Source organism: Paraburkholderia sediminicola, assembly GCF_046026855.1.
In the GTDB taxonomy this organism is placed as follows: Bacteria; Pseudomonadota; Gammaproteobacteria; order Burkholderiales; family Burkholderiaceae; genus Paraburkholderia; species Paraburkholderia sediminicola_A.
The window spans coordinates 1-18,634 of the sequence record NZ_JAQQET010000052.1 but is presented as its reverse complement, the minus strand read 5'-3'; the positions used below and the strand labels follow the sequence as shown (position 1 = coordinate 18,634).

The following is an 18,634-nucleotide window of genomic DNA, read 5'->3' as shown; positions in this document are numbered from 1 at the left end:
CTCCGCTCACGCATTCGTTTCCTTTAATGCGTTCGCGGTGCAACTGCGCGCAGCCAGGCGGCTGGATACGCTGACCCGCACCACCTAGCCCCTCGCCTCCCGCATCCGCTCAGTCAGCAGCCGATGCATCAGCGCGACTTCCCCCACTGCATCCGCTTCTAACGACGTCAGCCGCTCTCGCGCAGGCAGATCGCGCCGTATCGGCCGCAGGGTTCGATTCAAGGCCGCCTCGATGTCGGCACTCGTGGCGGCAAGCCACGCGCCAAGCTCATCGTGCATACCGCGCCGGTTCGTACTCAAGCGCAGTTGGGTCGCCGTTCCCGCCATTTTTCGCGACACGCTCAGCACGGTCAGCGTCACCGTGTCGACCATCGAGTCCTCGAGTTTTTCGAGTCGAATGCGGCCGATTGCCTCCTCAGCATTATTGCTGCCCAAACCGGCGGCTCGGCGCAAGCGTTCCATATCCTTCCCGCTTCGGTCCGGTGACTCCAGTGCCGCCCTCAGATAGCCAAGATTCGCCCGCACCGCCTCGCTCAGATAGGCGCGATAGTCGACTTTTTCCCGCGTCGGCCACAGATAGAACGTTGCCAGCAGCGCCAATACACAGCCGAGCACATTGTTGCCGAGCCGCGTGAGCGCGTAGACGAATTCGCTGGCGCCGGGCGTCGCAAAGTCGGCCACGAGCACAAAGGTCGGGGTCAGGAACAGAACGAACAGGCTGTAGCTGACGGGACGCAGCGCCATCGTGGCCACCACCAGCGGAAAGACCGCCAATGAAATGCCGAGCGGCGAATGGATCGCGTAGCCGATGGCGGCCGCCAGCACGCCCCCGACGATGCTCCCGGCAGCGCGCTCGATACTCCTCGGCCAGGTCGCGGCAATGGACGGTTGCAGGATCAGCAGCGTCGCCATGGTGGCCCAATAGCCGAAGGGAAGCCCGAGCGCCCGTATGACCAGAAAACCCGCCGTCGTCGTGACGCCCACACGGGCAGCGTGGCGCAAGCCGACCGACTGCACCGAGAGGTTCGCCTTGAGGGTCGACCACGTGCGCGTCAGCAATCTGGCGGCACTGTCCGACCATTTCAGCGGCTCAGCATACGTCGGCGCGAAATCGACCAGTTCGAAGTCCGACTTGAGTGTCACGGGTTCCATCAACGCAGATTCGAGCCGCCTTGCAAGGCGACGCAAACGGCGTTGCAGATCAGCGAGACGATTCCATTGCGCTTCGTTAGTGGCCGCGCCGATTCTGCGCAGCACCTCGCCTATCCCGGTCAACAGACGAGCCGCGCGTCTGACGTGACGTGCGTCTTCCGGGGGTTTTTCGCAAGCACCCGTGACCGCAATCAGATACGCAAAGAGCGCTTCACTTTCGGTTAGCAAGGCGAGGAGATTGTCATAGGTTTCCCGGCCGGCCGTTCTCGAGTCCGGCACGTTCGCCAGCGCCTTGCGCGAGCGCTCAAGCGTTGCCCGCGCATCGGCGCGAAACTTCGCGGCATGCGTGGCCCACTGTCCAGGGGCTGCGCGCTGCTCGAGCAGGCGCGCGCTGTCGAACGCGATGTCGGCCAGGCGCAAGTACACCGCACGCAGCGAAGCGCGGCTCGTGCCGAACGGATGAATGCGCCAGACGGTCAGGCTCAGCACGACGGCAAACAGGCATCCGGCCAGGTAGATGCCGAGAAACGCCATGCCTTCCCGAACCTCGCGCATCGGCCGGTCGACCATCACGACGCAGGCGGTCGCGGCGAGAATCGTCACCTGCGATGTCGCGGCCCCCCAGATCCTGCCGAACCCGCCGAGCGTTGTGAATATCAGAATGGCAAGCGCTGCGAACACGGTCCCTGCGCCTGACGCAAAGGCGGTCACGCCACCGCACACGGTCGACAGCAATGCAAAGCCCATCATCGAGGCGAAGCGCGCGCGGTTCGAGCCGGCCGCGTCGGCGAGACAGGTCCAGAAAGCGCCGATCGCCGCCCATGCGAAGACCGGGTCGTGCAGCAGATTGCCAAGCACCAGCATCGCGGTGGACGCGCAGGCGGCTCTCAGCCCTTCCGACAGATTGGCCTCGCTTGTCGAAAACGACACCATCCACACCGGCCGTCTGCGGTAGATCGCGGTGACGAGCGCGTACAGGCCCGCGTACAGGCGGCTCGACCAGCGCGGCGACGAAGGGTTGGACTTGCGATTCAGCATCCGGACAGTGGGCTCCCAAAAACGCACATTGGCGCTGCCTCAGCGCATTAATACGCCGACGGCAGGAAACCTGCTGCAGCCGCCGAATGATAAGGGTTAACGCGGAGATATAAAAATTCCTTCGCTTCACCCTGTCGATGCGTTGTGTCTATGCGCTGGAACGAGTGGGCGCCCTGGCGGATAGATAGGCAAATGGGAGATGGCCGGCAAATACGCATTGAACGCGGAGTGGACTCTCTGAAAACGCCACCCATGAAAAAACCGCGCGGCCCTTGCAGGCTCGCGCGGTTTTTATCGAACACCGGGTGCAACGCAGCTTACTTCTTGAAGTTCGCCACGCCTTCGGTGATTTCCTTGTGCGCGGCCTCGATGCCCGCCCAACCCTCGACCTTCACCCACTTACCCTTTTCCAGCGCCTTGTATTGCTCGAAGAAGTGCTTGATCTGGTCTTTCAGGTATGCCGGAACGTCGTCGATCGACTTGAGATCAGCGGTCATCGGGCAGACCTTGTCATGCGCGACGGCGATCAGCTTGGCGTCGACGCCCGATTCGTCGGTCATTTGCAGCATGCCGAGCGCGCGGGCGCGGACCACCGAGCCAGCCAGCAGCGGGAACGGCGTGATCACCAGCACGTCGACCGGATCGCCGTCGCCCGACAGCGTTTGCGGAATGTAGCCGTAATTCGCCGGATAGCGCATGCCCGTGCCGATGAAACGGTCGACGTGGAGCAGGCCCGTTTCCTTATCAGCTTCGTACTTCACCGGATCGCTTTGCGCCGGGATTTCGATGATGACGTTGAAATCTTGCGGAAGGTCTTTGCCTGCGGGGACGTGATTGAAGCTCATGAGCGCTCTCTGATCAGATGGAATTCGGAACACGGCGTGCGGCGCGTGAGTTCGATCGGCGTGAATCGTGAAACTCGCCAGGACGAAGTGCCGCGGCCGGACAGTGCGGAATACGCCATTATAGCCAATCGGCCGATGGCACCTCTGGTTGGATCAGCGCGATAATCGTCTGGCGTCTCTCGATTGTGCCTCTCGTTTGTGAACACCGCGCATCCGGACATCGGCTTGAATCGCGGCCTGGACATCGATTGCGCGACACCTCAAGGAGCATGCATGGAAGAAGCCCGGCATTTCATCGGCGGCGAATGGTCCGCTGCATCAGGCGGCGAGACGATCGCTGTGCTCGACCCCTCGGACGGCCAGCCGTTCACCCGGCTGGCTCGCGGCACCGCGGCGGATATCGACGCCGCCGTTCACGCCGCCCGCCGCGCCTTCGAAGGCGCATGGGGTGAGGCAAGCGCCGCCGAACGCGGCCGCGTACTGTACCGGCTCTCGATGCTGGTGGCCGCCCACCAGGAAGAACTCGCCCAGATCGAAGCCCGCGACACCGGCAAGCCGCTCAAACAGGCGCGCGCCGATTCGGCGGCGCTGGCCCGCTACTTCGAGTTTTACGCCGGCGCAGCGGACAAACTGCACGGCGAAACGCTGCCCTATCAGGCCGGCTACACGGTACTGACGATCCGTGAGCCGCACGGCGTGACCGGTCATATCGTGCCGTGGAACTATCCGATGCAGATCTTCGGCCGCAGCGTCGGCGCGGCGCTCGCCACCGGCAATGCGTGCGTCGTCAAGCCGGCGGAAGACGCGTGCCTGTCAGTGTTGCGCGTCGCCGAACTGGCGGCCGAGGCGGGTTTGCCAGCCGGCGCGCTGAATATCGTCACCGGGTTTGGACACGAAGCAGGCGCGGCACTCGCGCGCCATCCCGGCATCGATCACATCTCGTTCACCGGCTCGCCCGAAACCGGCAAACTCGTGACGCAGATGGCCGCCGAGAACCACGTGCCGGTCACGCTCGAACTGGGCGGCAAATCGCCGCAGATCGTTTTCGCCGACGCGGATCTCGACGCGGCGTTGCCCGTGCTGGTGTCGGCGATCGTGCAGAACGCCGGGCAAACCTGCTCGGCGGGCAGCCGCGTGCTGATCGACCGGGCAATTTACGAGCCGCTGCTCGACCGTCTGAGCGGCGCCTTCCACGCGCTGCGGGTCGGACCGTCGCATGCCGATCTCGACTGCGGTCCGCTGATCAGCGCGAAGCAGCAACAGCGCGTATGGGACTTCCTCTCCGATGCGCAACACGACGGCATTCCGATGGCGGCCCACGGCGAAGTGATTCCCGAAGCGCCGGAAAGCGGCTTCTATCAGGCGCCCACACTGCTGCGCGACGTGCCGGCAAACCACCGCCTCGCGCGCGACGAAGTGTTCGGCCCGGTCCTCGCGGCCATGTCGTTCATCGACGAAGACGAGGCGCTAGCGCTCGCCAACGGCACGCAGTACGGCCTGGTCGCGGGCATCTGGACGCGCGACGGCGCCCGTCAGATGCGCCTCGCGCGGCGCCTGCGCTCTGGTCAGGTGTTCATCAACAACTATGGTGCCGGTGGCGGCGTCGAATTGCCGTTCGGCGGCGTAAAGCACTCCGGCCATGGACGCGAAAAGGGTTTCGAAGCGCTGTATGGCTTCACGGTGTTGAAGACCATCGCGATCCGTCACGGTTAGGCCGGGTTAGTCAGGCACTCCCATTCGCAGCAGAGAACAGCAGACAGCAACAAACAGACGTAGGCGCATCACCATCCACAACAAACAACGGAGACATCATGCGGTTGACAGGTAAAACGGCCATCGTCACGGGTGGCGGCTCGGGTTTCGGCGAAGGCATCGCGAAGACCTACGCGCGCGAAGGCGCGAACGTGGTGATCAACGATCTGAACGGCCCGGCGGCCGAGCGCGTGGCGAGCGAAATCGCTCTCGCCGGCGGCAAGGCGATCGCGGTGACCGGCAACGTCACGCAACGCGAAGACTGGCAGAGGCTGCGCGAGGCCGCGCTCGAAGACTTCGGCAGCGTACAGATCGTCGTCAACAATGCCGGCACGACGCATCGCAACAAACCGGTGCTCGACGTGACGGAGGCCGAGTTCGACCGCGTCTATGCGGTTAATGTCAAAAGCATCTACTGGAGCGTGCAGGAATTCGTGCCGTATTTCCGCCAGCAAGGCGGCGGTGTTTTCATCAATATCGCGTCGACAGCCGGCGTCCGGCCACGGCCGGGCCTCATCTGGTACAACAGCAGCAAGGGCGCGGTGATCATCGCCAGCAAGTCGCTCGCCGTCGAACTGGGCCCGGACCGCATTCGGGTGAACTGTGTGAACCCCGTGATGGGCGAGACGGGGCTGCTGTCGGAATTCATGGGCGTCGAAGATACGCCGGAAAACCGCAAGCGCTTTCTCGCCGGCATTCCGCTCGGGCGTTTCTCGACGCCGCAGGATATCGCCAACGCGGCGCTGTACCTCGCCTCGGACGAGGCGGAGTTCATCACCGGCGTGTGTCTCGAAGTGGACGGCGGGCGCTGCGTGTAAACGCCATGCAAACCAAACCATCCTGCACGGCTAGAATCGCGATCGACGGCGGTACTTCATTTCCACAAGAAAAAAGGAGACACCATGGCTAGTCCCGCAAATCCGCTCCACCACCCCGGCGCGGGGGCGCCACCTTCAACGTTCGAAGAGGCGACCTACCGCAAGGTCACCTGGCGGCTCGCGCCGCTTCTGATGCTCTGCTACGTGGTCGCGTATCTCGACCGCGTCAACGTCGGCTTCGCCAAGCTGCAAATGACCACCGATCTCGGCCTGAGCGACGCGGTTTACGGATTCGGCGCGGGGATTTTCTTCGTCGGCTATTTCATCTTCGAAATTCCGAGCAACGTGATCCTGCACAAAGTGGGCGCACGCGTGTGGATCGCGCGGATCATGGTGTCGTGGGGCGTGATCTCGATGCTGACCATGTTCGTCACCACGCCGGCCATGTTCTACGTCATGCGCTTCCTGCTCGGTCTCGCCGAAGCGGGCTTCTTCCCCGGCATCATCCTGTATCTCACCTACTGGTATCCGTCGCATCGTCGTGGCCGCATGACTACCTGGTTCATGACCGCCATCGCGTTGTCCGGCGTGATCGGCGGCCCGGTGTCGGGCTATATCCTCAAGAGCTTCAACGGCATGAACGGCTGGCATGGCTGGCAGTGGCTGTTTCTGCTCGAAGGGATTCCCTCGGTGATCGTCGGGATCATGGTGTTCCTGATGCTCGACGACCGCGTCTCGAAGGCGAAGTGGCTCACCAGCGAAGAGAAGGAATTGCTCGAACGCCAGGTGTCGGCCGAAGAAGCCACCAAGCACGACATGCCGATTCGTCAGGTGCTCACGAGCGGCCGCGTGCTGATGCTGAGCCTCACGTATTTTTCGTTCGTGATGGGCCTGTATGGCGTGAGCTTCTGGCTGCCGACCATCATCAAGGCGACCGGTGTGACAGACTCGTTCATGATCGGCCTGCTGTCCGCGATTCCGTTTGCGGCAGCGGCGGTCGCGATGGTGTTCGTGTCGCGCAGCGCGGACCGCCTGCGCGAGCGGCGCTGGCATATCGCGTTGCCGGCATTCGCGGGGGCGATTGGCCTCGTGCTCTCCGTGGTATGGGCGCACAACACGGTGCTGGCCATGGCTTCGCTCACGCTCGCGACCATGGGCATCCTGACCACCCTGCCGCTGTTCTGGAGTTTGCCGACGGCGATCCTCGCCGGCACGGGCGCGGCAGCCGGCATCGCGATGATCAATTCGATCGGCAATCTCGCGGGCTTTCTCAGCCCGTACGCGGTCGGCTGGTTGAAGCAGGCAACGGCCGCGAACGACTCCGGCATGTATATGCTGGCGGCGTTCATGATCCTCGGCGGTTTGCTGGCGGTCAGTGTGCCGGCGAAGATGGTCAATAAGTGAGGCGGCTCGCTTCGTGACTTAACGCAGGAAGCGCAGGAAGCGCCGTCAAACACCGCTCGTCACGAGCCATGAGTCGCGGGGCGCGAACCCGGGTTCACGTAATACGCTCCACGCATCACAAACGAAAAAACCCCCGGCGTCCATCTCCGGGGGTTTTTTCCATCTACCGCAGCACGCGATCAAACAAACGCCGCAGCGATTAACGCATCAAACGATATTCATCGCCAACGCGCTCTCACGATAATGCTGGCTCGCCTTATCGGAGTCACCGAGCTGTTCATGCAAACGCGCCAACGCCCGATGTGAACGAATCTTCAGCGTCTCGTTGTCGGCCAGCTTCAGCGCACGCTCGAGGAATGATTGCGCCTTGCCCCACAACTGCTGATGCAAACACAAGCGGCCCAATGCAAACATCAGATCCGCGTCTTCCGGGCGATCCTTCTGCCACCCTTCGGCCTTCTGGATCAGCGGCAACGCGTCACCCCCGGCCGTGTCCGGATAACGGCGCAGCAGACGCGCGTCCCAGTTCTGCGCCAGCGCTTCTTCGACGATCTTGCGTGCTTCCTGCGGACGATTCAGCGACACCAGCAGTTCAGCCGCGAGATCCGCGAGACGCGGCGAATGACGCTCCGTAGCCGACAGCGAATTCCACAACTCCAGCAGCGCATCAGCGTTATGACGCCGGTCGCGCAAGAGGTTTTCCGCCGCGAGCTGACGCAAACGCACCGCCACCGCCGGATGGATCGCTTCCCGTTTTTCCAGCGTCTTGACGAGCTTGAGCACTTCGCCCCAGTTCTTCAATTGCTGTTGCGCGCGCAACGTGATCTGCTGCGCGTGAATCCGCCGGGCGCCCTGCGACTGCATTTCGGTGAGCGCGGTGAGCGCGCCGTCCGCGTCGCGGCCGTCGGCACGCATGTCGGCGGTGGCCATCAGGCGTGCGTCCTGCCAGTCGGCTTCGTCGATCTGGGCGAGCCATTCGTCGCGCCGCGCATATTCATGCATGCGGTGCGCCGCGGTGGCCGCGATCAAACCGGCCGCACCCTTGTTGTCGCCATTTGTGAGCGAATCTTTCGCGGCTTTTTCAGCGCGCGAGAAACGCCCCGCGTACAGATTGCCGATCGCGTCACGCAATGCAGCGTGCGCCTTCGCGACACGCGAGCGAGCGCGATATGCAGCCACGCGCTGTGGCATGCGCCAGATATTGCGCACGATGCGCAGCAGCGCGTACAGCAGGATGAACAGCACCACCAGCCCGACCACGAACAGATTCAACGAGATGTCGACGCGGTACGGCGGATAGATCAGCAGCACCTGCCCCATGTCGAAGCGTCCGACCACCGCCAGCACCACCGCGATGGCGAACAGCAACGCGAGCCATAGAAGTCCCCGGATTGCCATGATTAGCCTCGGCTCCGGTATTGATTGACGGCCTGCAGGCTGGTGTTCAGATTCGGCAGTTCAACCGCCGCCGAGCCCGCATCCACCTGCTTGACCAGATCGGTCACGGTTTGCGTTTTCTTCGACGTGTTGTCGAAGTAGCGCGTGAGCGCCGCTTGCGCCGCCTGCAGGTCGGACTTCAGCGTGGTCTGGTTGCGCGAGAGCAGCGCAAGCCGCGCCGACAGCAAACGCAGCTTCAGATTCTCTCGCACAAAGTAGCCTTGATCGGGCGTGACGAGCATGGCGTCGGCGTTGTCGATACGGCGTACTTGCACGAGACTCGTCAACTGCTGGCCGATGCCGGTCGTGACTTCACGCCACCACACTTTCCAGCGCGGCTCGCCAGTGGCCGCGGCCACCTTTGCCGTGTCGGCCCAGGTGGCGGCCTTCGGCGTGGCATGGGCAATCGGCGCTTCGCCAGAGAGCGGCAGGCTGTCGACCTGGTCGATCGCATTGTCGAGCTTGATCGCCATACCGGTCAGATCCGTGGAAGGCGCGGCCTTCAGCTTGTCGATGTCTTGCGCGATCGCCTTGCGGACGGTGACGGCCTGCGGGCTATCCGAGGCGGCGAGACGCGTGTCCGCGCTTTGCAGCGCGAACAGCGCGAGTTGCGTATTGCCGGTGAGCTGCAACTGCTGGCTCGCGGCCGACAGCATCTGGCCGACCTCAGCCATCGTCCAGTCGTCGCGATTGCGGGCGAGATCGGTGTATTGCTGCTGCAGCGCCTGCTGCGCGGTTTGCGCGTCAGCGAGTTTGCCTTCGAGTTGCGCGACCTGCGAGTCGGACTGATGCACCGTGGCCAGCGCCTGATCGGTCTTGACGCGCAGTTCGCTGGTCTGCGCGTCGTTCGCCTGCTGGCGTTGCACGAGCTGTTGCTCGGTGCGCTCCACCTTGCGATTGAGCGCGTAGCCGCCCACGCCCGCCGCACAAGCAATGATCACGACGACAAACCACAGCAGCGGTCCGCTCGCGCTGCGGCGCTTTTGCGCTTCGTAGGGCGTGAAGGGTGGATTCGGCGGCAACGCGCTGGTTGCGGCCGGCTGGGGTGAAGCGTTCGTGGATGCGTTCGTTTCAGTCATGCGTGATTTAGCCGGTGAATGAGCCGGGTTGGACGGTACCGGTTGAACAACGGTCGGGACGGCGGCAAGCAAGGCGCGGGCAATGCGATCATCGCCCGCACCGGACACCGTAATGCTATCAAAACCCAATGCCCGCGCGGTCTGCGCGATACGGGGATGCGGCGTGACCAGACTGGCGCGCTTCAGTTGCGCGATTTCGCCGGCGGTCAGATGCTCTTGTGCGAGTTCATGCAGATTGCGCACACCTTCGGAACTCGTGAGCAACCAGGCGTGCGGCTCGCCGGCAAGCAATGCGTGCACGCGTGCCCAGCCGCCGATCGACGGTTCCGGTACGAGGCGCCGATAGGCCGCAACCGTCTCGACTTCGGCGCCTGCCTCGCGCAAGCGGTCGGCGAGCCATTCGCGGCCGCCGTCGCCGCGCACGATCAGGACGCGCTTGCCTTCGAGCGCGCCCGCGCCAAGCGCGGTATCGATCGCCGCGAACAGGCCTTCGGAATCGAAACGCGCCGTATCCTCGTCGGCTACGGACGGCGGGCTGATGACGTTGTACGCCGGCGCCGCGACGCCGTGGCGCGCCAGCGCCTGCACACTGCCCGGCCCGACTACACCGATCGGCAGCGCGTGCGGCCAGATCGCATCGCTCTTGGCGAACGCGTGATCGACCGCATTGGGCGAGACGAACACCACCAGTGCATAGCGTTCCAGAGAGGCCAGCGCTGCGCGCAACGGCGCTTCGTCGGTGACAGGCGCGATGTCGATCAGCGGAAAGTCGAGCACGGCAATGCCCGCCGCCGCGAGTTGCGCGATCATGTCGTTCGACTGACCGGCCGGTCGCGTAATCACGACCGTGAACACCGCCTTGCCGGCGGACGAGGATGCGTTGCCCGGGGTATCGGCCGCCATCACTCGCCGGTCGCCGCGCTATCCGCGGCCCCTGCTGCGGGACCGCTGGCCGTGCTCAGCGCGCGGACGATTTCCATCGCGCCTTGCTGTTCGAGTGCGCTCGCCACTTCCTGGCCGAGCGCGATAGCACGTTCGACGGTGGGCGCCGGCGCCGATGCCTGCGCGCTCAAGACACGCTGGCCGTCAGGGGTAGCGACGATGCCGCGCAGATGCAGCGCGCCGTCATGCCAATGCGCATAAGCCGCGAGCGGCACTTCGCAACTGCCGCCGAGGGCGCGCGAGACCATCCGCTCAGCTTCAACGGCCGCAGCCGTATGTTCGTGATGCAGCGGCGCAAGCCATGCCGCGAGGTCCGCGCGATCGGCGCGAATCTCGATGCCGAGCGCGCCCTGACCGGCTGCGGGCAAGCTGTCTTCGGGATCGAGCAGTGCGCGGATGCGCTCGCCGAGACCCAAACGCTTCAAGCCGGCTGCCGCCAGAATGATCGCCGCATAGTCGCCGCGATCGAGTTTCGACAGGCGCGTGTCCAGATTGCCGCGCAACGGCCGCACCACAAGGTGCGGGTAACGCATGCGCAGCATGGCCTCGCGGCGCAGGCTGGAGGTGCCGACCACGGCGCCGGCTGGCAGCGCGGCAAGCGAGTCGTAATCGTTGGACACCAGCGCGTCGCGGGGATCTTCGCGTTCCATGATGGTGGACAGCGCAAAGCCCGCGGGCAATTCCATCGGCACGTCTTTAAGCGAGTGGACGGCCAGGTCGGCGCGGCCGTCGGCCAGCGCGGCTTCCAGTTCCTTGACGAAAAGGCCCTTACCACCAACCTTCGACAAAGTGCGATCGAGAATTTGATCGCCACGTGTCGTCATTCCGAGGATTTTTACGTCACAAGATGGATATAATTTGTGCAGCGCACATCGCACATGCTCCGCCTGCCACATGGCAAGGCGGCTTTCTCGCGACGCAATCACAAGCGTGTGGGGTGGCGTAGAAAACGTCTCGGTGTTCATTAGCTTGCTGATCGAATGACGGGATGTAATAACAATCAATGTTAGCACGCGACCCCGTGTCTCAAAGCACAGCGGAGCGCCGTGCCGGCACGGTATCGATGGAGGAGACGGGCCTCGCGCAGCGCGCGCCTGCCCCATCCCAGCCTGTTCAAGCACGGTCGTTCGCGCACCGGGGCGCGGCATGCGGGATGATGCAATGCGGCGCAACCTGCCCCGGGTGCCTGGCGTGCATGCAATGCGCGTCACGCGGCTCGTGCGTTTTGCGCACCATGCGCGCGGCCACCTCTCCGGCGTATTGCCATCGGCGCATACCGTTTCGCGCAGTTCACGTTGCAGTTCATAGAGCAGTTCCGCAGTAGCAGTTCATCACTCAACAGACCCTGGCTTCCCTGAGGAAACCCATCGTGACGTCTTCCGGATCGGCGCGCCCTGCCCGCCGCAACACTGCATCGCCCAATGCTCAAGCGGCCGACGCCGCCACGGCACCCGCCGCTTCTGCCTCCGCAACAACGGCTGCCCAGTCCACACCGGCCAAACGCGCCGGCAAAGCGGCCACGGCAACCCAGGCCGCTCATATCGCCAAAGCCACCAGGTCCGCCAAAGCCTCGTCGCCCGCCAAGGCGGACAAGGCGGTGAAGGCCGTCAGGACAGGTAAGGCGACGCAAACCGCGAACGCGACCCAGGCGCTGAAACCGGCCAAAGCCAAGTCCCCGAAGGCTAAGGTCGTCGTGAGCGAAGCCGCGCCGCAAGCCGCCAAAGCGCCCAAGCTGCAAGCCGTTTCACAGAATACCGTCGTGCCCGCGTCGAAAAGCAGCGGCCGCACGCGTGAGGACAAGGACCATCCGCTGTTTCAGGACATCCGCTATCTGGGACGCCTGCTCGGCGACGTGCTGCGCGAACAGGAAGGCGACGCGGTATTCGACGTCGTGGAAACGATCCGCCAGACCGCCGTGCGTTTTCGCCGCGAGGACGACAACGCCGCCGCGCAGACGCTTGACAAGAAACTGCGTTCGCTGAGTCCGGAGCAAACGGTCAGCGTGGTGCGCGCGTTCAGCTACTTCTCGCATCTTGCGAATATCGCTGAAGACCGCCACCGCAATCGCCGCCACCGGATTCACGCGCTGGCCGGCTCCACCTCGCAACCGGGCACCATGGCGCATGCGCTCGAACGGCTCGTCGAAGCGGGTGCCGCTGCAACGCCGGTGTTGCAGCAGTTCTTCAACGACGCGCTGATCGTGCCGGTGCTGACCGCGCACCCAACAGAAGTGCAGCGCAAGAGCATTCTGGACGCGCAGCACGACGTCGCGCGCCTCCTGGCCGAACGTGATCAGCAGTTGACCAACCGCGAACGCGCGCATAACGAAGCCATGCTGCGTGCAAGCGTCACGTCGCTCTGGCAAACGCGGATGCTGCGCGATTCGCGGCTGACCGTTGCCGATGAAATCGAAAACGCGCTGTCGTATTACCGCGCGACCTTCCTCGAAGAAATTCCGGCGCTCTATGCCGATATCGAAGAAGCGCTCGCCGAGCATGGCCTCGCGGCGCGTCTGCCGCCGTTCTTCCAGATGGGCAGCTGGATCGGCGGCGATCGCGACGGCAATCCGAACGTCACGGCCGAAACGCTCGAGCACGCGATCACCCGCCAGGCCGCGGTGATCTTCGAACACTATATGGAGCAGGTGCACAAGTTGGGCGCCGAGTTGTCGGTGTCGAACCTGCTGGCCGGCGCAAGCAACGCGTTGAAAGAACTCGCGGCCGCCTCGCCCGACCAGTCGCCGCACCGTACCGACGAACCGTATCGCCGCGCCTTGATCGGCATGTACACACGGCTCGCCGCAAGTGCGCGCGTGCGTCTCGGCGAAGGCAGCGTGCCGGTGCGCAGCGCGGGCCGCGGCGCGGCGCCGGTGCGCGCCAAACCGTACGGCGACTCCGCCGAATTCGTGCGCGACCTGCATGTGCTGATCGATTCGCTCGCCGAGCATCATGGCGCACCGCTCGCTACGCCGCGTCTGTCGCCGCTCGCGCGCGCCGCCGAAGTGTTCGGCTTCCATCTGGCAAGTATCGACTTGCGCCAAAGCTCCGACATCCATGAAGCGGTAATCGCCGAGTTGCTGAAACGCGCGGGCGTCGAAGAAAACTACGCGTCACTCTCCGAAGAAGACAAGCTCAAGGTACTGCTCGCCGAACTGGCTCAACCGCGCCCATTGCGTTTGCCGTATGCCGAGTACTCAGATCTCGTGAAGAGCGAACTCGGCGTGCTCGAAGAAGCCCGCATCACGCGCGAAAAGTTCGGCGCGCGCGCGGTGCGCAACTACATCATTTCGCACACCGAGACCGTCAGCGATCTGGTCGAAGTGATGTTGTTGCAAAAGGAAACCGGCCTGCTGCATGGCCGTCTGGGCGATGCGAACGATCCGGCGCGAGCCGGCCTGATGGTGATCCCGCTGTTCGAGACGATCCCCGACTTGCGCAACGCGCCGCACATCATGCGCGATCTGATCGCGCTGCCAGGCGTCGACGCACTGATTGAACATCAGGGCAACGAGCAGGAAGTGATGCTCGGCTATTCGGACAGCAACAAGGACGGCGGCTTCCTGACGTCGAACTGGGAGTTGTACCGCGCCGAACTTGCACTCGTGTCGCTGTTCAACCAACGCGGCGTGACCTTGCGTCTGTTCCATGGCCGCGGCGGCACGGTTGGCCGTGGCGGCGGTCCGACCTATCAGGCGATTCTGTCGCAGCCGCCGGGCACCGTCGACGGCCAGATCCGTTTGACCGAGCAAGGCGAAGTGATCGCCAGCAAGTTCGGCAATCCGGAAATCGGTCGGCGCAATCTGGAAACGGTGGTGGCCGCGACGCTCGAAGCCTCGTTGTTGCCGCACGGCAATGCGCCCGCGCAACTGCCCGCCTTCGAAGAAACGATGCAGCAATTGTCCGACGCGGCGATGGCGTCGTATCGCGCGCTGGTCTACGAAACGCCGGGCTTCAAGGAGTATTTCTTCGAGTCGACGCCGATCTCGGAGATCGCCGAACTGAACATCGGCAGCCGTCCGGCTTCACGCAAGTTGCAGGACCCGAAGCAACGCAAGATCGAAGATCTGCGCGCGATTCCGTGGGGCTTCTCATGGGGTCAATGCCGTTTGCTGCTGACCGGCTGGTACGGTTTCGGCAGCGCGGTGGCCGCGCATCTGGACAGCGCACCGAGCGACGCCGAGCGCACCCGCCGTCTTGCGCTGCTCAAGAAAATGCACAAGACCTGGCCGTTCTTCGCGAACCTGCTCTCCAACATGGATATGGTGCTGGCAAAGACCGATCTCGCGGTGGCCTCGCGCTACGCACAGCTCGTGTCCGACAAGAAGCTGCGCAAGCACGTGTTCGACCGGATCGTCGCGGAATGGGAGCGTACATCGAAGGTGTTGTCGGAGATTACCGGCAAGAGCGAACGGCTCGCGGAGAATCCGTTGCTCGCGCGTTCGATCAAGAACCGCTTCCCGTATCTCGATCCGTTGAATCACTTGCAAGTTGAATTGCTCAAACGTCACCGCGCGGGCGATACCAACGCGCGCGTGCGGCGCGGGATTCATTTGAGCATCAACGGGATTGCGGCGGGGCTGCGTAATACGGGCTAAGCCAGCAGTTGCAGTTGGTTTCGAGTCTCAGCCGGATAGGGTGAACTAACCCGCGTCCGGCTGAGATTGATGAAAAAAAGAAGCCGGACATGGGTCAGTTGACCGTGCCCGGCTTCAGTTTTTCCGGCGCGGACCGAACCCGGCACCGTTCCCCCGAAACGCCCCCCCGGGATCCTGTGCATTATTCGCCGCCGAGTCGCACTTTGCTCACGCGTTGCAACTCGCCGCGTCAACTCATTGCGCCTCGACCATCAGCGCGTCGAGCTTGAACGAGCCATCTTCCTGCACGTCGAAATACTGGCGCACCTCATCGGGCGAATTGCTCCACAGCGAGCGAATCGCCACCACACGCGGCTCCGGCGTGCGCATGCGCGCCACCCACGAGCTGAACTCGATCGCGATGCGCCAACGCTCGCGAATCGATGCCTTGAAACCAGCCGCTTCGAAGAATGCAATCCATTCGTCAGCGCGGTAATCGCGGATATGCGAGCCATCGCGCAATACTTCCACTGCCTGAATATGCGTGTCGAGCAGCGGATGATCGGCGCCGGCGATGTCGATGAACAGCACCTTGCCGGCCGGCTTCAACACGCGCCGCACTTCGGCCAAGGCAAGCGGCACGTCGTGCCAGTGATGCGCGCTCATCCGGCTGATGATCCAGTCGAACGAATGATCGTCGAACGGCAGCTTTTCAGCCGCGCCCTGTTGCGTGCGGATGTTGGTCAGGCCGCGATCCTTCGCCGCGCCTTCGACCGTCGCCAGCATTTGCGGCGCGATGTCGTACGCGACCACTTCTTTTGCGTGCGGCGCCACCGCGAAACTCGCGTGACCCGCCCCGCAGCCCATGTCGAGCACCTTCGCGTCCGGCGTCACGGCGATCGACCCGGCCAGCGTCTGCAGATCGGCGCCGGTGGCATGCGTCTGACTCGTCAAATACGCGGCGGCGGTCGAGCCGAAGGCGTCGGCAACTTGATCGTGGTGCTTCACGGAAGGCTCCGGTTATCTAGGTGGGCTTGGGCTGGGCTTGGGCCAGGTTGGTCTGGACGGCACTGCACCGCTCCAGCCGTTACAATAGAGCCCGTCGTGTACCAGTACAAGTTAAGCGATTATTCTGGTATCAATAACACCACCCCCACACTGCCCCCTTCCACGCGCTGCCTGACAAGAATGACCACGCCGTCCTCCGCCGACAACCCGCCGCCGCTCGACGCCACGCCTGCCCGCGCGCTCGGCGATTTCATCCGCGCTCACCGCGAACGGCTCACGCCGCAAGCGCTCGGCCTGCCGCCGGGCCCGCGCCGGCGCACGCCCGGCTTGCGCCGCGAGGAGGTCGCGCAGCTGTGTGGCGTGAGCCCGACCTGGTACACGTGGATCGAACAGGGACGCCCCGTCTCCGCTTCTGCCGAGGCGCTGGCGCGGATTGCCGCCGCATTGCAACTGTCGCGCGCGGAGCGGGCCTATCTGTTCGAGCTGGCCGCCCAGCGCGACCCGGCCGAGCCCGATCCGGCCGCCGCCGACGCGCCCGCCACCCTGCTGGAAACGGTGCAACTCGTGAACGCACCGGCTTACGTGCTCGACCGGCAGTGGAACGCGCTCGCCTGGAACGCGCGCGCCGCCGACCTGTTCGTCGGCTGGCTGGACGGCACGCACGACCGCAATCTGCTGCGCTACACCTTCACCGAACCGGCCGCCCGCGAGCTGATCGTCGACTGGGAAACGCGCGCACGGCGCCTTGCCGCAGAATTCCGCGCCGACTCGATCCGCCATCTGAACGACGCCCCCACCCGCGGGCTGATCGACTCGCTCACCACCGCCAGCGACGCGTTCGCCCGCTTCTGGGCGTCGCAGGACGTGGGCGGCCGCGAGGGCGGCCGGCGCGAATTCAATCATCCGCGCGACGGCCGCATCGTCTACGACCAGATCACCTTCAAGCCCGCCCATCGCGAGGATCTGAAGCTGGTGGTGCTGGTGCGGGAATAGCCCAGTGTTAAAATCACCGTCTTTCTTCGCTTCGGCGGCGCCTTTGCACTGATGCAAACGCCGTCAGCCTCTTCACCGCTCGCTCAACTGCCAAACACCATGACGTCCCAACTGCACAAAAAAGGCGAAGCCTGGTCGGCTCGCTTCTCGGAGCCGATGTCGGAGCTCGTCAAACGCTACACGTCGTCGGTTTTCTTCGACAAGCGTCTGGCGCTCGTCGATATCGAAGGGTCGCTCGCGCACGCCTCGATGCTGGCCGCGCAGAAGATCATCGCCGACGACGACCTCGCCGCGATCCAACGCGGTATGGCGCAGATCAAGGGCGAAATCGAGCGAGGCGAGTTCGAGTGGCAACTCGATCTGGAAGACGTCCACCTGAACATCGAAGCGCGTCTGACCGCGCTGATCGGCGACGCCGGCAAGCGCCTGCACACGGGACGCTCGCGTAACGACCAGGTCGCGACCGACATCCGTCTGTGGCTGCGCGGCGAAATCGACCGCATCGGCGGCCTGCTGACGGAATTGCGCACGGCCCTGCTCGACATGGCGGAAAAGAACGCGTCAACCATCATGCCGGGCTTCACGCACCTGCAAGTCGCGCAACCGGTCACGTTCGGTCATCACCTGATGGCTTACGTTGAAATGTTCTCGCGCGACGCCGAGCGTATGGTGGATTGCCGCAAGCGCGTGAATCGTCTGCCGCTGGGCGCAGCCGCTCTGGCCGGCACCAGCTATCCGATCGACCGTCATGCCGTGGCGAAGACGCTGGGCTTTGACGGCATCTGCGCGAATTCGCTGGACGCGGTGTCCGATCGTGACTTCGCGATCGAATTCACGGCCGCCTCGGCACTGATCATGACGCACGTGTCGCGCTTCTCCGAAGAACTCGTGCTGTGGGTGAGCCCGCGCGTGGGCTTCATCGATCTGGCCGACCGTTTCTGTACCGGTTCGTCGATCATGCCGCAGAAGAAGAATCCGGACGTGCCCGAACTGGCGCGTGGCAAGACGGGCCGCGTGAACGGCCATCTGATCGCGCTCCTGACCTTGATGAAAGGCCAGCCGCTCGCGTACAACAAGGACAACCAGGAAGACAAGGAGCCGCTGTTCGACACCGTCGATACAGTCGCGGACACGCTGCGCATCTTCGCTGAAATGGTCGCCGGCATCTCGGTCAAGCCGCAAGCCATGCGCGACGCCGCGCTGCAAGGTTTCTCCACAGCAACCGATCTCGCCGACTACCTCGTCAAGCGCGGCCTGCCGTTCCGCGACGCGCACGAGGCGGTGGCGCTAGCGGTTCGCGTGTGTGCCGATCGCGGCTGCGATCTGGCCGACCTGACGCTGGAAGAAATGCGTCAGGAACTGCCGAACGTCGCGCATCTGATCGGCGAGGACGTGTTCTCGTATCTGACGCTCGAAGGTTCGGTGGCGAGCCGCAACCATCCGGGCGGCACGGCGCCCGAGCAGGTGCTCGCGGCGGTCAAGGCTGCGCGGGAAGCGTTGAAGTAAGGCCCGGCGCGCGTGAGCGCGTCCGGCAACGCGTGCCTTACAGGCCGCGTTGCCGCAGGCATCGCTGCAAGCACCAGGCGGCACGCG

The 18,634-nt window shown here is 64.1% G+C and carries 12 protein-coding genes; 6 read left to right on the top strand and 6 right to left on the bottom strand.

Features of this window, described 5'->3' with window-relative positions; genetic code table 11:
- Positions 1-84: 84 nt before the first annotated feature.
- Both PQR40_RS36745 and ppa read right to left on the bottom strand, forming a co-directional pair.
- Positions 85-2,190: an FUSC family protein gene (locus PQR40_RS36745; RefSeq protein WP_408511089.1), complete on the bottom strand. Its 2,106-nt coding sequence runs from the start codon at positions 2,188-2,190 to the stop codon at positions 85-87.
- 317 nt (positions 2,191-2,507) lie between these two features.
- Positions 2,508-3,035 (bottom strand): inorganic diphosphatase, encoded by a 528-nt coding sequence (gene ppa / locus PQR40_RS36740; RefSeq protein ID WP_408332870.1) that lies wholly within the window; start codon positions 3,033-3,035, stop codon positions 2,508-2,510.
- A gap of 273 nt (positions 3,036-3,308) precedes the next feature.
- Between ppa and PQR40_RS36735 the strand changes: the two genes are divergently transcribed.
- From PQR40_RS36735 to PQR40_RS36725, 3 genes are all read left to right on the top strand, one after another.
- Positions 3,309-4,748: an aldehyde dehydrogenase family protein gene (locus tag PQR40_RS36735; RefSeq protein WP_408511088.1), complete on the top strand. Its 1,440-nt coding sequence runs from the start codon at positions 3,309-3,311 to the stop codon at positions 4,746-4,748.
- 98 nt (positions 4,749-4,846) lie between these two features.
- Positions 4,847-5,605, top strand: a complete 759-nt coding sequence (locus tag PQR40_RS36730; RefSeq protein WP_408238437.1) for an SDR family oxidoreductase — start codon at positions 4,847-4,849, stop codon at positions 5,603-5,605.
- An 84-nt stretch (positions 5,606-5,689) separates the two neighbouring features.
- On the top strand, positions 5,690-7,009 hold the full coding sequence (locus tag PQR40_RS36725; protein WP_408511087.1) for an MFS transporter: 1,320 nt from the start codon (positions 5,690-5,692) through the stop codon (positions 7,007-7,009).
- A 207-nt stretch (positions 7,010-7,216) separates the two neighbouring features.
- Here the strand turns inward: PQR40_RS36725 and PQR40_RS36720 are convergent, their stop codons facing one another.
- The 3 genes from PQR40_RS36720 to hemC are packed head-to-tail and all read right to left on the bottom strand — an operon-like array spanning position 7,217 to position 11,432.
- The gene (locus PQR40_RS36720) at positions 7,217-8,407 is read right to left on the bottom strand and encodes a heme biosynthesis protein HemY (protein WP_408238431.1); all 1,191 of its coding nucleotides are present in this window, start codon (positions 8,405-8,407) and stop codon (positions 7,217-7,219) included.
- A 2-nt stretch (positions 8,408-8,409) separates the two neighbouring features.
- Entirely contained in the window at positions 8,410-10,428 is a 2,019-nt protein-coding gene (gene hemDX, locus PQR40_RS36715) for a fused uroporphyrinogen-III synthase HemD/membrane protein HemX (RefSeq protein WP_408511086.1), read from the bottom strand.
- Positions 10,428-11,432 (bottom strand): hydroxymethylbilane synthase, encoded by a 1,005-nt coding sequence (hemC, locus tag PQR40_RS36710; protein ID WP_408238425.1) that lies wholly within the window; start codon positions 11,430-11,432, stop codon positions 10,428-10,430. Before hemC ends, hemDX begins: the two co-directional genes overlap by 1 nt.
- 404 nt (positions 11,433-11,836) lie before the next feature.
- Between hemC and ppc the strand changes: the two genes are divergently transcribed.
- Entirely contained in the window at positions 11,837-15,061 is a 3,225-nt protein-coding gene (gene ppc / locus PQR40_RS36705) for a phosphoenolpyruvate carboxylase (protein ID WP_408238422.1), read from the top strand.
- A 234-nt stretch (positions 15,062-15,295) separates the two neighbouring features.
- Here the strand turns inward: ppc and PQR40_RS36700 are convergent, their stop codons facing one another.
- A complete protein-coding gene (locus PQR40_RS36700; protein WP_408511085.1) occupies positions 15,296-16,048 on the bottom strand; it encodes a class I SAM-dependent methyltransferase in 753 nt (250 codons plus the stop codon).
- 180 nt (positions 16,049-16,228) lie between these two features.
- On the opposite strand from PQR40_RS36700, the gene PQR40_RS36695 reads away from it, so the two are divergent.
- Together PQR40_RS36695 and argH are read left to right on the top strand one after the other, a co-directional pair.
- Complete coding sequence (locus PQR40_RS36695; RefSeq protein WP_408238416.1) at positions 16,229-17,041, top strand: helix-turn-helix transcriptional regulator; 813 nt, start codon at positions 16,229-16,231, stop codon at positions 17,039-17,041.
- A gap of 99 nt (positions 17,042-17,140) precedes the next feature.
- Positions 17,141-18,547, top strand: coding sequence for an argininosuccinate lyase (gene argH / locus PQR40_RS36690; RefSeq protein ID WP_408238413.1), 1,407 nt, complete (start codon positions 17,141-17,143; stop codon positions 18,545-18,547).
- Positions 18,548-18,634 lie beyond the last annotated feature (87 nt).